We start from the raw sequence: 16,002 nt of genomic DNA on the forward strand, positions 1-16,002 counted from the left end.
GAGATGTGTATAAGAGACAGTACCAAGAGAGGATCAACAAAATTAAAATAGCCTACAGACCCTTAAATCTCTGCTGACAATATTTTGTCTTGTGCACTTAGAATAATCCACGTACATTGTTTCTGTCATAGTAAAGAGGACATTTCTATGTCGTTGCCAAGCCTGTTTCTACGAATACAAGACCCGACACTTAAAGATGCTATTGCCTCTTGCCAGGAACTGAACAAATTTCGTCTGCATAATACCGATGCCGCAGATAGTTGGATTGAAGATTTCCTACAACTCAAACCGGAAGTTGCGATTGTTGAAGTCGCCCACTTTACTAGCGCAGATTACCAGCGCCTTTCTAATATCGAAGACATCTACGATATGGACTTGATCATCATTAGCTCTGGTGCTCCAAACGAAAATTTGGATAAGCTAATGAACTTAGGTGCAATTTTTCACTACAGAAAACCCGTCGATATTGCCATTTTGACGGACACCCTAAGCGAAGTCAGCCAGTACTATCAGCAAAAACAAGATCAAGGACGTAAAGTGTCCACTAGCGATCTCGACCAATTTGGCCTTTTGGTGGGGTCCTCATCGCCAATGCATCAGCTCTATCGCATGATCCGACGCGTCGCAAAAACAGAAGCCAACGTCCTCATTGTCGGTGAAAGCGGCTCGGGTAAAGAGTTAGTCGCACAGACCATTCATTTAGCTAGTGATCGCAAGCAACAACCCTTTATCGCGATTAACTGTGGTGCGATTAGCCCAGAGTTGGTCGATAGTGAACTGTTTGGCCATGAAAAAGGCGCCTTTACCGGAGCGAATAAAACTCACCAAGGTGTATTTAAACAGGCAGAAGGCGGCACGCTGTTTTTAGATGAAATCACCGAGATGCCTATCGAGCATCAAGTGAAGCTATTGCGTGTGTTGGAAACCGGAGAGTATCGCCCAGTAGGTAGTAATACGGTGCATATCGCCAACACTCGCATCATTGCTGCTACAAACCGTGATCCTAAAATCGCCATTGAGGAGCAGTTCCTGCGTGAAGATCTGTTTTTCCGGTTATCGCATTTCCCATTAACGATACCGCCACTGCGAGAGCGAGGCGGTGATATCGTCGGTCTGGCCAAGCACTTTATTGCGCACCGCAACGCCAATGAGGCAAAAACCAAAACGATTCTTGACTCTGCGATCCAAAAAATCGCTGCACACGACTGGCCAGGTAATGTCCGTGAGCTCAAACACACGATCGAGCGTGCATTTATTTTGGCTGATGACACCATCCGAGATGAACACCTGATCTTCGACACACCACCATTGGAAACAGGCACCAGCATCGAAGACCTTGTTCCGGCGGGCGTTTCGCTAGAAGAGCTAGAAAAAGCCGCTATTCTCAATACCCTTGAAGAGAATCAAGGCAATAAAACGGAATCAGCGCAGGAGTTAGGCATTAGCGTTAAAACGCTCTACAACAAACTCGAAAAGTATCAAGACGAGTAACTCGCTGTGGGAATACAATAAGAATATAAAAAGAGCACGGAATACGATTCAGTGCTCTTTTTATCTTATCTTTTATGCGGATGTATAGCGCTTGATTACACCCACTGACCCGCGACAAAGCCGCTCGACCAGCACCACTGAAAATTATAGCCCCCTAACCAGCCAGTCACATCCATCACTTCGCCAATGAAGTACAGCCCTTTGATGTCTTTGCATTCCATGGTTTTCGAAGATAAGTGATCGGTATCCACACCGCCGAGTGTCACTTCCGCGGTTCGGTAGCCTTCAGTGCCATTCGGGGCGATATCCCAATGTTCTAAACGCGCCACAATCGCCGCAAGCTCCTTTTGATTGAACTGCTTTAACGGTTTATCGACCAGCTCTTTACGTTCAATCAAGACTTCAACCAAGCGCTTTGGTAGCACTTTAGCGAGCGTATTTTTGAGCGACTGATTCGGATGCTTTTCACGGCTGCGTTCTAATAACTCGGCAACATCATCGTTTGGCACCAGATTAATCGACACCTTTTGCCCCGCTCGCCAGAATGATGAAATCTGTAAAACGGCTGGGCCAGATAAACCACGATGTGTGAACAACAGGGCTTCTTTGAACATGGTGCCATCTTCAGCTGTAATTTCCGCAGGTACCGCGATACCAGATAACTCAGCAAAATCTTCTTTGTCTTCTTTATGCAACGTAAATGGCACCAGCCCTGCCGTAGTTGGGATAACTCGAAGACCAAATTGTTCCGCGACTTTATAGCCAAATGGTGTCGCCCCCAGTTTTGGCATCGACAAGCCACCTGTTGCGATAACTAAAGACTCACACTCAACAATCTCAGTGCCAGCATGCAAACGAAAGCCTTCATCGATTTTCTCAATTGAGTGAACATCGCATTGGTAACGCTGCTCGATATTCGGCATATCACATTCAGCCAGCAGCATCTTCACGATGTCTTTCGCCGTAAACGCATCGACACAAAACAGCTGACCGTGATCGCGCTCTTCAAATTCAATACCATGCTTACACACCATCGAGATAAAATCCCAGTTGGTGTATTGAGAAAGCGCCGACTTAACGAAATGCGGGTTTTGGCATAGGTAGTTGCTGGCTGAGACGTCGTAATTAGTGAAGTTACAACGGCCACCGCCTGAGATAAGGATTTTACGTCCTGGCTTTTTAGCATGATCGAGCACCAAAACACGGCGGCCTCGCTTGCCGGCTTCTGCAGCACACATCAAACCCGCTGCACCTGCGCCAATTACAACAACATCAAATTTCTTACTCATCGGTAGCTCTTAGACTGATTGGGATCGAATCGAAATAAAAAAGGATGTGCACATTGCACATCCTTGCTTTCTAGGCGCGACATTCTACCGACAAATCTCGAAGGGGAAAAGCGCTTAAACGGTAAGCGCTATGCATACCCGTACAATCCTAGGAGATTAACTCGCTAGATTATTGATTCTTTAAAGAATGAAGGCCGCGAGTAGGGTAACACCGAGCAAAGCGGTCGATAAAACAAATAGCTCACGCACCCTTTCGCACTTACCAGTAAAAATCTCATCGTGGTGATGGTGATATTCTTTACTTTTGATGTAGTGGAACAAACGCACCTGTTTGGTGACATTTCCATGGGTGGTAAAAAAGCCATTGCCATCAACTTGCTGATATAACAACGGATGCGCTTCACGCATGATGTAAATTAGAGAACGAAGAGCGGTGAGATACCGGATCATGTTGACTCCAGTTACCACCATTAGCGCAAATAAGATTGTGTCTCCACTGATCATCTTTTCCTCCCTACATCTTCAACAATGCTCAAGAGAAAAAGACGATCAATGCTTCGTCTTTACCCGCTACTTATAGCGTCAAAAAACGCGTTTACGCAGCTGGAGCATCCATGATTGAAGATGAACCTTCTTTCGCCATTTGTGCTAGATCTTTGTCGATGAAGAACAATGCTTTACCATCTTCACCTACTAATTCGATCTTATCTAAAATCCCTTTAAACAACTTCTCTTCTTCGTGCTGTTCAGACACGTACCACTGTAGGAAGTTAAACGTTGAGTAGTCTTGGCTAGTAAATGCAACATGTGCCAACTTATTGATTTTTTCCGTGATCATTTGCTCATGTTCGAAGGTCTCGCGGAAAACATCACCTAAGCTAGCAAAATCATGCTTTGGTGCATCAATAGCGCCCAAAATTGGCATTGAGCCAGTTTCACTTACGTAGGTGAATAGGCGTTGCATGTGCTCCATTTCTTCTACGGCGTGAGCGCGTAAAAATTCAGCCGCACCTTCAAAACCTTTGTCTTCACACCAAGCACTCATTTGTAAGTATAGATTGGATGAGAAAAATTCTAGGTTAATTTGCTCATTCAATTGTTCGACCATAGTTTGAGACAGCATGTTAACTCCTATTAATGTGCATGCAATATACCCAAGTAACCTCGAGATAAACGACGCCGCGAGATTGACTTGCTCTACATCAGAGGCAAGGTTTTACTTGAACTATAGTCAGTAACGGAGCGCTGAACTCCGCATCTCAAAGTCACTTGGGTATAACGCCACTATAACATGATTACTGAGACAAGACTTTGTACCTACGACACTGATATGAGATCACTTCAGCAAATTTTTTTGGGGGTTAGTGCTAATCTAAAACTATGACCTTACAAGGAGATAGCAATATGAGTTACAAACACATACTTGTGGCAGTCGACCTGTCAGACGACAGTAAAGTGTTGATTAAAAAAGCCGTATCACTGGCTAAACCTCTGGATGCGAAAGTCTCTTTTATTCACATCGACGTGAACTACGCAGAGCTCTACACCGGGCTTATCGACATCAATATGGCAGAAGCGCAACATCAAGCAATGGAAGCGTCGCGCACACAATTGGCGAATTTCGCAGAATATGCGCAATACCCAATAGCCCATACGTTGGTCGGTAGTGGCGATTTGAGTAATGAGCTGTGCGATACCATTCAAGACTACAGTATCGATTTGGTGGTTTGTGGTCATCACCAAGATTTCTGGAGCAAGATTCTGTCTTCGACTCGACAACTGATTAACTGCTCTCCAGTCGATATGCTGGTCGTACCGCTAAAAGACTGATTGGCGCGACGTTAAAACTTGGTTAGACTGCGGGCACATTTGTTGTTGATAAAGATTCTCATCCATGGCTTATCTATCCGCAGTTACCCTACTTTGGGCATTCTCATTTAGCCTGATCGGCGTTTACCTCGCTGGTCAGGTTGATTCTTGGTTCTCGGTGTTCATGCGCGTGGCACTGGCGAGTCTGGTTTTCATTCCCTTTTTAAAATTCCGTGGCGTTAGCAAATCCTTAATCGCGAAACTGATGACGGTCGGTGGCTTTCAGCTTGGTCTGATGTACTGCTTCTACTACCAATCTTTTTTGCTCCTTTCCGTGCCAGAAGTATTGCTGTTCACCGTATTCACACCCATTTACGTCACGCTGATCTATGACTTCTTGAAAGGTCGCTTTTCACCTTGGTATTTGGTTACCGCGGCGATTGCTGTATTTGGCGCAGCCTGGATTAAGTTTGCAGGCATTAATGAAGACTTCCTGCTGGGCTTTTTGGTCGTACAAGGAGCAAACCTCTGTTTTGCCATTGGTCAGGTAGGCTACAAATACATCATGGAAAGTGAGCCGGTTGATTTGCCACAACACACCGTGTTTGGTTACTTCTACTTAAGTGCGCTTTGTGTAGCAACCGTGGCTTTCGCTCTGATGGGCAACCTCGACAAACTACCCACCACCGCAACGCAATGGGGCATTCTGACGTACCTTGGTTTAATTGCTTCCGGTTTTGGTTACTTCGCGTGGAACAAAGGCGCAACCATGGTAAACGCAGGAGCACTTGCAGTAATGAACAACGCGTTAGTGCCAGCAGGTTTGATTGTGAACATTGTGATTTGGAACCGCGATGTTGATGTCATGCGACTCGCCATTGGCGGTGCGATCATCATGCTATCGCTATGGATTAACGAAACCTGGGTGAAAAAGCGCGTCGAAATGAGCTACGCCAAGAAGTAAAGCGACCGCTCCCAACACACATACCGACAATAAAAAACGCTCTCCAACTGGAGAGCGTTTTTTGGATTAGATTAATGCACTTTGACTTGCGAGCTTGTGCTCATCAACGCATTAGGTGGCGTTGATAGCAACACCTCTAGCTTCGCATTGCGCGCTTCAAGCTTGCGCTGACGCTTAAGTAACTTTTGTTGTTTTTTCGCTACTTTTAACAACTTCTTCTGCTGCTTATAATGCTTTTTCAGTGCTTTTTTCGCTTTCTTAAGCGATTTTTTATCCGCTAAATCAAACCATACTGGTGCGTCGGTTCTTACTGGCTCCAGGGATTTTTCGGCTTGCTTTTTCTCTTTCACGCGCTCAACAACACGCTTCACAATCGCTGCTTTTTCGTTGCTTTGTTTTGTTGTCATAGGAATCGGTTGTACTGGCAGCGCTTCAGCCAATAAGCCACATGATTGTTGCTCGTTCAATGGCTTGCCTTGGCATTTTTGCGGCGGAATAGCGGCTGGCTTACACAGGGTATCTTTGGCCGCCGAAGAGCGTGCGCAAGAGCGACAAACAAACTTTGGTGCGACAACTAAACGATGGATGTCGCCAAGCTCCGCCGCGATCTGTTTACGACTCATTTTACATAAGCGTTTAGCCATTCTACTACTCCAGCTTCCCAATTATCGACCGCATCACAACAAGTGAAATAATAATAATTCTTAGTTAGATATACAGTCAGGGAGGAGAATTAGCAAGAGAAAACTATCAGTAACGATTCAGAAAGAGAGGCTTGATCACAGCACGATACACCGTACTGTGACAAGAAAAGTTGAGCGGTCAGGAAGTTATGCCATTGAGGCTTTAACATAGACATCAAAGCGATTTTTTTTGGTTTCAATCGCCATGGTCGGCTTTTGCTCGTTCAGCCAGTTTGCATAGTCTGGGCGCTTCACCACCACGCGTTTTGTGGCTAACACCATGGCAGGATCTAGCAAACCATCGGCGTCCAAATCGGCGCCAACCAACGATTGGAAAACGCGCATCTCTTTTTTTACGAGCGCCGATTTCTTCTTGTTTTCTGGGTGCGGATACATAGGGTCGAGATACACCACATCTGGCTGAACAAAGTCTTCATCTTGTGCCAGCTGTTCCAATGCATCATGACTGGAGGCATGGATCAGCGACATACGCTCTGATACCCAAGTTCCAATTTCAGGGTCTTGTTTCGCTCGCGCTAAGCCGTCATCCAGCAACGCTGCGACTACCGGGTGTCGCTCCACCATCTGTACCTTACAGCCGAGCGAAGCCAAAACGAATGCGTCACGTCCCAGCCCCGCCGTGCCGTCTAGAACGGTTGGCGTTGCCCCTTTGTTCAAACCTGCAGCTTTTGCGATGGCTTGGCCCTTACCACCACCAAATTTTCGGCGATGTCCCACTGCGCCACCAATTAAATCGACAAAAATAGCGCCCAACTTTGGCTCATCCACTTTACGCAGCTCTAAACGCTCGGTGGTCAGCACCAAAGCAAAATCGCTCTCGTCAGTGTGAGAAAGCTGCCAGCGCGCAGCCAGTTCATCCAGATGAGGTTGTTGAGACGGGTCTTCACAGATCAATTGCAGTTGCAAAAGGAGGCTCCAATAAAAAATCGCGGTAACTGGCGCTGAGTGTATACCTAAGTTACCTCTCAATGCTAGGTTGAGCTTGATATGACAAGACTACTCAGCCGTCAGTCGCTCAACTAACTCAGAAAGCGGTTGAGGATGCCCAATACCGTAGCCTTGGCCATAATCCACACCAAGATCGATCAAATGCTGCATGACTTGTTCGTTTTCGACAAACTCCGCCACCGTCACTTTGCCTAGCTGTTTTGCCAGATCATTGATCGAGCGAACCATCACACGGTCCATTTCATTTACGTTGATATCTCGCACGAAAAGACCATCAATTTTCACGATATCAACGGGAAGTTTCTTTAAGTAACCAAATGAAGACAAGCCCGAACCAAAGTCATCCAATGCAATCATGCAACCCAGCGCTTTGAGCTTGGTGAAGAGCTCAATGGCTTGCTCAAGATTACTCATCGCTGCTGTCTCGGTGATTTCTAGACAGATTTTTTCACACGGCATGGACGAACGTTCCAATCGCTCCAATAAGAAATCGATAAACTCTTGATTCCCCATAGATTGACCTGAAAGGTTTATCGAACAACGACCGAGTTTTTCAACCACCTCCGAGCGTTGCTCAAACCATTCTAGTGTTTGAGTAATGACCTGTTTATCAATCCAATGCGCAATGTTGTAGCGCTCGGAGGCAGGAATAAACAATGCAGGAGAAACATAATCACCATATCCATTGCGAATGCGCACTAAAATCTCAAAATACATCTGAGCATCGTGCTGTTGTAAGCTTTTGATCGGTTGAGCAAACAACTCTAAACGCTGATTCGACAATGCCTCATGCACCAAATTGACGCTCTGCATTTCCATCTGGCGACGTTGTAGCTCTTCGTTATCTAAGCTGAACAGATTGTAGCGGTTACGGCCTTGCTCCTTGGCGGCATGACACGCAGAGTCTGCTTGAGCGTGCACCATTTGCGGCGTCTCTGCCGTATGGTCGATGATACGAATACCAATAGAACAACTGATGAACAAGCGTGTATCTTCCCAAATAAAGAGATGTTCACTCAACGTCGAGATGATCAGTTTGGCGATATTAATGGCGCCGTATTCGTCGCAATCTTTGAGTAGTACCGCAAACTCATCGCCTCCCATTCGAGCCAAGATGGAATTGTATGGCAGCACTTCCTCTAACATGCTGGCGCAAAATTGAATCGCCGCGTCACCCGCATCATGCCCAACCGTATCATTGAGGACTTTTAGCTGATCTAAGTCGAGGTACAGCATGGCGTGGACGCGACGATGGCTGTCCACCTCACGCAGTGCGGTCTTGAGCTCTAGTTCAAAGTGGTTTCTGTTATAAGTCCCTGTCAGTAAGTCATAGCGCGCTTGATATTCCAGTTTCTCGGAAAGCTGTTTGGTTTCTGTAATATCTTCGCCCACAATCAACAGCTGATCAGATTCACTCAGTGGACGAATGTTCTCGCGTACCCAAACACGATGACCGTTTGCATGGCGATACTCGACTTCACGTCGCCAGACCCCATGCACCTGTTGATTGGGTTGCAATAGCACTTGGCGAGGAAACAGTACCTTGTCATCAAAATAAAACTCCCTTAGGCGGTGTCCGAGCATGTCCATCGGTCTGTAGCCAAGGAGTAGCTGAGCAAATCGATTCACTTCTTGAATGCGGTTATTGCTGTCGAGTGTCACCATCATGACGGGCTGTTGCTCATAATAGTTACGCAGGGTTGATTCGCGTTGATAGAGCTTATCTTCCATCAACTTACGACTAGTGATATCGCGCGCTTCAAACAAGTATTGCTTTTGATTTCCTACTTGCTGAGAAAAGGCTTGAGTGAAATTTCCAACACCAATGTACCGTGCTCTTTACTCCAAATTTCAGCCTCAAACGTCGACACTTGATGGTGAGGCGCGTGGAAATACGCCTCAAGCAACGCTTGTGCTTTCTCACTCCAATTGGGATGAAACCAAAGTGGTCGGTCTAAACGCAGCCCTTGGTAATACAGCAAAGATTGCAGGTGATCGTTGCCCGATTTAAGTACACCGTTGGCATCCAAAATGCCCATATACTGCATGCTCTGATCAAAAATCGACTCTAAGATGGCTTGGCTTTCTCGCGCGGCACTCTCGCTGCGACGCATCCGCTGTAAATAGTAACCCATCAACAAAATGACCACCGACATCACCACAAACAGGCTACCAAACAAGCGAATTTCTTTGGCAAAACGCTCAGAAAACTTCATCGGTTTATTAAAAAATACCGCAGAGACCTCTTGCTCAGCACCCAGCCCCCAGCGCACTACAGCTTGATAATCGAGCTTGATTTCAGAATCACTTTTCTTCACGGCTGGCAGAGCTTGGTCAGGGTTATCCAACACAAACTCAAGTATCTCAGCGCTCTCTATGCCATGCCGATAACCACTTTGGATCACGCCACCAACCGCACCGTGCCCTAAGCCAATGTCGTGCACCATAAACAGCGGCGCATTTGAGGCTCTGTTAACGCCAATCCAGTCACGTTCACTGCCAACCACACCTTGTTTATCTCGGTAATAGGTCCAAAACAGGACGACTTTATCTTTATTCAGCTTCGCCACTTGTTGCTTTAAGTCAATGATACTGTCGGGAATAACTTGCACAATTTTGTCGCGATATTGCGGATGTTCATGTACAAAATCGTCGATTTGATAGCGTAATACCTCTCCCGTTACGGAATGGTCACTGACAATAAGAATTTGGGTGTAATCAGGGTGTAGGCGCTCTATGAGGGCTAAATTTGCCTCCAAATCGACATCTTCTGTTACTCCTGTTGCATTCAGAGATTGGTGCAAAGAAGGATGATAATTGTTGATGCCGTTAAATATAACCGGGGTGTCTTTGATGATTGGTGCCAAACGCTGCATCAGTTCAAGCGCGTTGTTATCACTCACTAAAATGGCATCGAATCGTTCTTTGCTTAATTTCGTACGATATAAGGATTCAAGCTGAGCGAAAAACTGCTCACTCTGGTTACGTTTCGAGTCTAAATAGAGCACGCGCATATCCAGCGATCGATCACCCAATTGCTGCTCGATACCTCGCTGTATGGAATCCGTCCAGAAAAAACCTTGATGATAGGAGTGCACGACCAAAACTTTCGGATCTGAGGCCGCGGCAAACGCGCTCCAACATAGCGCGACAATAACCAGAAAACGCTGCACATTATCTCCATAGCTCGGAGTTAACCCGCAGTTACTCCTGCCAAACCTTGTGAATCCTATCCGCTATGAGTATAAAAGGGAGGTAAAACTCTATCCCTAACGGAAATAATAGTATGAATGCGAGCCTGCCGAAACTCGACGACCTTGACCGCGCAATATTAAAAACACTGATGGCTGACGCCAGAACGCCCTACGCAGAAATGGCAAAGCAGTTCGATGTCAGCCCTGCCACTATCCATGTGCGTATTGAGAAGATGAAATCGGCTGACATCATCGAAGGAACGGAGGTGATCGTAAATACCAAAAAGCTCGGCTACGATGTGTGCTGCTTCATTGGTATTAACCTAAACGCAGCTCGCGATTACCATTCCGCGCTAGAAAAACTCAACGCGCTCGACGAAGTCGTTGAAGCTTACTACACCACGGGCGCGTATAACATATTCGTCAAATTGATGTGCAAATCGATTGAAGAACTGCAATTTGTGCTGATTGATAAGCTGCAAGCCATTGATGAGGTTCAGTCTACGGAGACATTGATATCGCTGCAGAACCCAATTAACCGCAGTGTGAATCCGTGAATTTTTTATAAAAAATGGACAAAAAAAGGCCAACCGAATGGTTGGCCCTAGTATTTTTGAAAAGACAGCGTGCGCTTACGCTGCAATACCAGAATGGCGCAATAGCGCATCAATTTGTGGTTCACGACCACGGAAGCGCTTAAACAGCTCCATAGGCTCTTCACTGCCACCCATTTCTAAGATGTTGTTCAGGAAGCTTTGACCCGTTTCTTTGTTGAAGATACCTTCTTCTTCAAAGCGAGAATACGCGTCTGACGACAGCACTTCCGCCCACAGATAGCTGTAGTAACCCGCGCTGTAACCTCCAGCGAAGATGTGCCCAAAGCTGTGCGAGAAGCGCGCCCACTCAACGGCTGGAACCACCGCGACTTTCTCTTTCACTTTCGCCAGCGTTTCTAAAACGCGTGCACCCACTTCTGGGTCGTATTCGGTGTGCAGAGTAAAGTCGAACAAACCGAATTCTAACTGACGCAAAATGCCCATCGCCGACTGGAAGTTCTTCGCCGCGAGCATCTTATCTAGCATCGCTTTTGGCAACGGCTCGCCTGTCTCATAATGACCAGAAATGAACGCCAGTGCGTCTTCTTCCCAACACCAGTTTTCCAGGAACTGACTTGGTAATTCAACCGCATCCCAAGGTACGCCATTAATGCCTGATACCGCGCCAGTTTCGACTTGCGTCAGCATGTGGTGGATGCCGTGACCAAATTCATGGAAAAGTGTCACAACTTCATCGTGCGTAAACAGTGCTGGCTTGTCGCCCACTGGACGGTTGAAGTTACACGTTAGGTAAGCCACCGGCGTTTGCAGTTCGCCAGAGAGCGTAATACGACGACCACGACAGTCATCCATCCACGCGCCGCCACGTTTGTGCTCACGTGCGTAGAGATCTAAGTAGAAACTGCCACGCAGTGCGCCTTCAGCGTCAAAGATATCGAAGAAACGCACAGATTCGTGCCAAGTGTCCACGCCTTCGCGCTCAGTAACTGTCATGCCAAACACGCGGTTTAGCACTTCAAACAGACCACTGACAACCTTAGACTCTGGGAAGTACGGGCGCAGTTCTTCATCCGAGATTTGGAACAAGTGCTGCTTTTGTTTCTCGCTGTAGTAAGCGATATCCCACACATTCAATTCTTCAACGCCAAACTCACTTTTCGCAAACTGACGCAACTCTTCCACTTCACGTTCACCTTGCGGTTTCGCACGTGTCGCTAGGTCATTCAAGAAGCCCAACACTTGATCTGGCGTTTCGGCCATTTTCGTTGCTAACGATTTCTCGCTGTAAGTATTGAAACCCAACATGCGTGAAATTTCGTGACGCAGTCTCAGTTGCTCAGTAATGATTTCTGAGTTGTCCCACTTACCAGCATTTGGACCGCGATCAGAGGCGCGCGTCACGTATGCTTCGTACACTTCTTTGCGCAACTCTTGGTTGTCGCAGTACGTCATGACAGGTAGGTAAGATGGGATATCCAGCGTAATGAGGTAACCATCTAGCTCTTTTGCTTCTGCCGCAGCTTTCGCTGCTGCCAGCGCCGATTCTGGCATGCCAGCAAGGTCTTTCTCATCCGTGATGTGCTTGGTCCAACCCATGGTGGCATCCAGTACATTGTTAGAGAATTTAGAGCTGAGCTCAGACATGCGCTTGCTGATTTCGCCGTAACGGTGCTGCTCATCGGATGGTAAACCAATACCCGATAGCTCAAAGTCTCGTAACGCATCGGTGATGGTTTTTTGTTGAGCGCGAGTCAGCGTTTCGAATGCATCACTGGCTTTAATCGCTTTGTACGCTTCGTACAGGCCTTTGTGCTGACCAACCCAAGTGCCGTACTCTGACAAAATTGGCAAACAACTTTCGTACGCCTCACGCAGATCTTCGCTGTTCACCACGGAGTTCATGTGACCCACTGGCGACCAAATGCGGCTTAAGCGGTCATCCGCTTCTTCAATTGGCGCAATCACACTGTCCCAAGTTGGGTGAGCATTATCTTTTAGAACTTCATCGATTTTCGCTCGGCAGTCAGCAATCGCTTGTTCAACAGCAGGCTTGATGTGTTCTGGTTTAATTTGAGAAAACGGAGGTAAGTCCGTAAACGTCAGAAGAGGATTAGACATGAATAATTCCTTTTGTGTTTTGACTCTGTGATTGCCTGTCTATTTTGTGTAGATAGGCCAACTCAATGTACAGACGAGCCAGCAACATGGATTGGGGGAGCTCCGTTCCCTTTCTCTATGCTGCGATGACCATATAGTCAACGAGCGCTACTCTGTCCTTGAGTCTTGTTATACCTAAATGAGATTTCACACTCTTTGAGCACGAGAAACTCACCTAGTTCAATTCGATTACCAATAGTAAGTGTGGGTGACTTAAAGAAATTTCAATAGTGAGCCCCTATTAGAGGAACGGATTTGATTGGAAGTTCTACATCTTTAAGTTACTTGAGTATAATACCGCCATAGAGTGAAAATCACAGACCACACTCAACCAAAGAGTGTTTCGAGAGTTTAATTTGTTAAGTTACCGCCACAGCTTCCACGCCGGCAACCATGCCGACGTGGTCAAACACATCGTTCAAAGCCTCATTCTTGATGCGCTGAAACAAAAAGATAAGCCATTCGTTTATCACGATACCCACTCGGGTGTGGGCCGTTACGATCTGACTCACGAATGGTCTGAAAAAACGGGCGAATACAAGCAAGGCATCGCTCGTATTTGGGATAACCCAAACATTCCTGAAGATATCAAAAGCTACATCGATGCCATCAAAGTACTCAACAACGGCGAGAAGCTGCGTTACTACCCAGGCTCACCACGTGTAGCGCGCGCGCAAGTCCGCCCACAAGATCGCATGGTGCTGACGGAGCTGCACCCAGCCGATCATCCATTGTTGGAGCAAGAATTCCATCGCGATCGCCAAGTGAGCATCTTCAAAGAGGACGGGTTCCAGCGTCTAAAAGCCAGCTTACCGCCACAAGAGCGTCGTGGTTTGGTGCTGATTGACCCACCATACGAACTCGCGAAAGAGTACCGCGATGTAGTGCGCGCGATTCATCAGAGCCATAAGCGTTGGGCAACCGGTATCTACGCGATTTGGTACCCAGTGGTAAACCGTCACGACATCGAAGATATGATCGAAGGCCTGGAAGCACTGGGCATTCGTAAAATTCTGCAAATCGAGTTAGGTGTCGCACCCGATACCAACGAGCGCGGCATGACGGCATCCGGCATGATTGTGATTAACCCGCCGTGGAAACTGGAAAGCCAGATGAAAGAGATTCTGCCATTCCTGCAAGACGCGATCGCACCAGCCACCGGCCACTGGAAAGTGGACTGGATTGTGCCAGAGTAAGCTCATCTGCACCGAAACCACTCAGCGCAACGACATTTTCGTTGCGCTTTTTTATACTCTCAACTTTGCCCTCTCATCGCGCTTATTCTTCTTTTTGTGCCTCTCATCGCTATTTGTCATAAGTAATGTCGCTTTTTCCCATTTAGGAATTCGTTACATTCGATTTATGATAGTGGGATAACGGTGGCATTGAGTTCGGGCAAGGTCATCCCAATCTATCTATGTACCAGATAAAATTTATAAGCTCTTGGAGAAAGTAATGGCGACTCATTTTGACTATATCTGTATCGGTGGCGGCAGTGGCGGCATCGCATCTGCAAACCGTGCGGCGATGTACGGCGCGAAAGTTGCGCTAATCGAAGCTCAAGATCTCGGAGGTACCTGTGTCAACGTAGGTTGTGTACCGAAGAAAGTGATGTGGCACGGCGCACAAATCGCAGAAGCAATGAACCTGTACGCAGAAGATTACGGTTTTGATGTCGACGTGAAAGGTTTCGACTGGAGCAAACTGGTTGAGAGCCGTCAGGCGTACATTGGTCGTATTCACCAATCTTACGATCGCGTTCTTGGCAACAACAAAGTAAACGTAATTAAAGGCTTTGCTAAGTTTGTTGACGAGAAAACCGTAGAAGTAAACGGTGAACATTATACTGCGGATCACATTCTGATCGCGGTTGGTGGTCGTCCTACTATTCCAAACATTCCAGGCGCTGAATACGGCATCGATTCAAACGGCTTCTTCGACCTAGCAGAGCAACCAAAACGCGTTGCGGTTGTGGGCGCTGGCTACATCGCAGTTGAAATTGCTGGCGTACTGCACGCGCTAGGTACAGAAACGCACCTGTTCGTACGTAAAGAGTCACCACTGCGTAGCTTCGATCCAATGATCATCGATACGTTGGTTGAAGTGATGGACGCAGAAGGTCCAAAGCTGCACACCCACTCTGTACCAAAAGAAGTGGTAAAAGAAGCCGATGGCAGCCTAACTCTGCACCTAGAAAACGGTGAGAGCCAAAACGTTGACCAACTGATTTGGGCAATCGGCCGTCACCCAGCGACAGACGCAATCAACCTAGCGTCAACCGGCGTGGCAACGAACGAAAAAGGCTACATCAAGGTAGACGAATACCAAGAAACCAACGTGAAAGGCATCTACTGTGTGGGTGACATCATGGAAGGCGGTATCGAGCTAACACCAGTAGCAGTGAAAGCGGGTCGTCAACTTTCTGAGCGTTTGTTCAACAATAAACCAAACGCGAAGATGGACTACGATTTAGTTCCAACTGTGGTATTTAGCCACCCACCAATCGGCACTATCGGTCTTACAACGCAAGAAGCGGAAGAGAAGTACGGCAAAGACAACATCAAAGTCTACACATCTGGCTTTACTGCGATGTACACCGCCGTTACTAAGCACCGTCAACCATGTAAGATGAAGCTTGTATGTGCGGGCGAAGAAGAAACGGTTGTTGGTCTGCACGGCATCGGTTTCACGGTAGATGAAATGATCCAAGGCTTCGGCGTAGCAATGAAGATGGGCGCAACCAAAGCAGACTTCGACTCTGTTGTGGCTATCCACCCAACGGGCTCAGAAGAATTCGTAACGATGCGTTAATTGCGCGCTAATCGCATTGCTGATTTCAGCGAATCATTCGAAAAGGTCACCTTAGGGTGACCTTTTTTGTTTGCCCAT

General features: G+C 47.0%; 12 protein-coding genes and 1 pseudogene. 6 read left to right on the forward strand and 7 right to left on the reverse strand.

Going from position 1 to position 16,002, the window contains the following annotated elements:
• The first annotated feature begins 147 nt into the window (after positions 1-147).
• Positions 148-1,491, forward strand: a complete 1,344-nt coding sequence (locus EX191_RS19535) for a sigma-54 interaction domain-containing protein (protein ID WP_193448308.1) — start codon at positions 148-150, stop codon at positions 1,489-1,491.
• A 95-nt stretch (positions 1,492-1,586) separates the two neighbouring features.
• Here EX191_RS19535 and EX191_RS19540 read toward each other — a convergent pair whose 3' ends face one another.
• The 3 genes from EX191_RS19540 to ftnA form a co-directional block, all read right to left on the reverse strand.
• A complete protein-coding gene (locus tag EX191_RS19540) occupies positions 1,587-2,780 on the reverse strand; it encodes a BaiN/RdsA family NAD(P)/FAD-dependent oxidoreductase (RefSeq protein WP_006741765.1) in 1,194 nt (397 codons plus the stop codon).
• 180 nt (positions 2,781-2,960) lie between these two features.
• Positions 2,961-3,284 carry a universal stress protein UspB gene (gene uspB, locus EX191_RS19545; protein ID WP_005394407.1) on the reverse strand — a complete coding sequence of 108 codons (324 nt, stop codon included), beginning with the start codon at positions 3,282-3,284 and terminating at the stop codon, positions 2,961-2,963.
• Positions 3,285-3,375: 91 nt separating this feature from the next.
• Positions 3,376-3,903: a non-heme ferritin gene (gene ftnA, locus EX191_RS19550; protein ID WP_005379167.1), complete on the reverse strand. Its 528-nt coding sequence runs from the start codon at positions 3,901-3,903 to the stop codon at positions 3,376-3,378.
• Positions 3,904-4,184: 281 nt separating this feature from the next.
• Here ftnA and uspA point away from each other — a divergent pair, with 281 nt between their 5' ends.
• Positions 4,185-4,610, forward strand: a complete 426-nt coding sequence (gene uspA / locus EX191_RS19555; RefSeq protein WP_005379165.1) for a universal stress protein UspA — start codon at positions 4,185-4,187, stop codon at positions 4,608-4,610.
• Between the two features lie 64 nt (positions 4,611-4,674).
• Complete coding sequence (locus EX191_RS19560; RefSeq protein ID WP_193448309.1) at positions 4,675-5,553, forward strand: DMT family transporter; 879 nt, start codon at positions 4,675-4,677, stop codon at positions 5,551-5,553.
• A gap of 71 nt (positions 5,554-5,624) precedes the next feature.
• Here EX191_RS19560 and EX191_RS19565 read toward each other — a convergent pair whose 3' ends face one another.
• From EX191_RS19565 to EX191_RS19575, 3 genes and pseudogenes are all read right to left on the reverse strand, one after another.
• Positions 5,625-6,197 (reverse strand): hypothetical protein, encoded by a 573-nt coding sequence (locus EX191_RS19565; RefSeq protein ID WP_193448310.1) that lies wholly within the window; start codon positions 6,195-6,197, stop codon positions 5,625-5,627.
• Between the two features lie 186 nt (positions 6,198-6,383).
• Entirely contained in the window at positions 6,384-7,163 is a 780-nt protein-coding gene (locus EX191_RS19570; RefSeq protein ID WP_047009367.1) for a class I SAM-dependent methyltransferase, read from the reverse strand.
• 90 nt (positions 7,164-7,253) lie between these two features.
• Positions 7,254-10,378 (reverse strand): annotated as a pseudogene (locus EX191_RS19575) (EAL domain-containing protein).
• Positions 10,379-10,491: 113 nt separating this feature from the next.
• Between EX191_RS19575 and asnC the strand changes: the two are divergent.
• Positions 10,492-10,956, forward strand: a complete 465-nt coding sequence (gene asnC / locus EX191_RS19580; RefSeq protein ID WP_005394393.1) for a transcriptional regulator AsnC — start codon at positions 10,492-10,494, stop codon at positions 10,954-10,956.
• 75 nt (positions 10,957-11,031) lie between these two features.
• Here the strand turns inward: asnC and prlC are convergent, their stop codons facing one another.
• Complete coding sequence (prlC, locus tag EX191_RS19585) at positions 11,032-13,074, reverse strand: oligopeptidase A (protein ID WP_193448311.1); 2,043 nt, start codon at positions 13,072-13,074, stop codon at positions 11,032-11,034.
• Positions 13,075-13,469: 395 nt separating this feature from the next.
• On the opposite strand from prlC, the gene EX191_RS19590 reads away from it, so the two are divergent.
• Positions 13,470-14,309, forward strand: a complete 840-nt coding sequence (locus tag EX191_RS19590; protein WP_012841238.1) for a 23S rRNA (adenine(2030)-N(6))-methyltransferase RlmJ — start codon at positions 13,470-13,472, stop codon at positions 14,307-14,309.
• Positions 14,310-14,568: 259 nt separating this feature from the next.
• On the forward strand, positions 14,569-15,924 hold the full coding sequence (gene gorA / locus EX191_RS19595) for a glutathione-disulfide reductase (RefSeq protein ID WP_005379157.1): 1,356 nt from the start codon (positions 14,569-14,571) through the stop codon (positions 15,922-15,924).
• The last annotated feature ends 78 nt before the right edge of the window (positions 15,925-16,002 follow it).

It is taken from the genome of Vibrio chemaguriensis, assembly GCF_012275705.1.
Classification (GTDB): Bacteria; Pseudomonadota; Gammaproteobacteria; order Enterobacterales; family Vibrionaceae; genus Vibrio; species Vibrio diabolicus.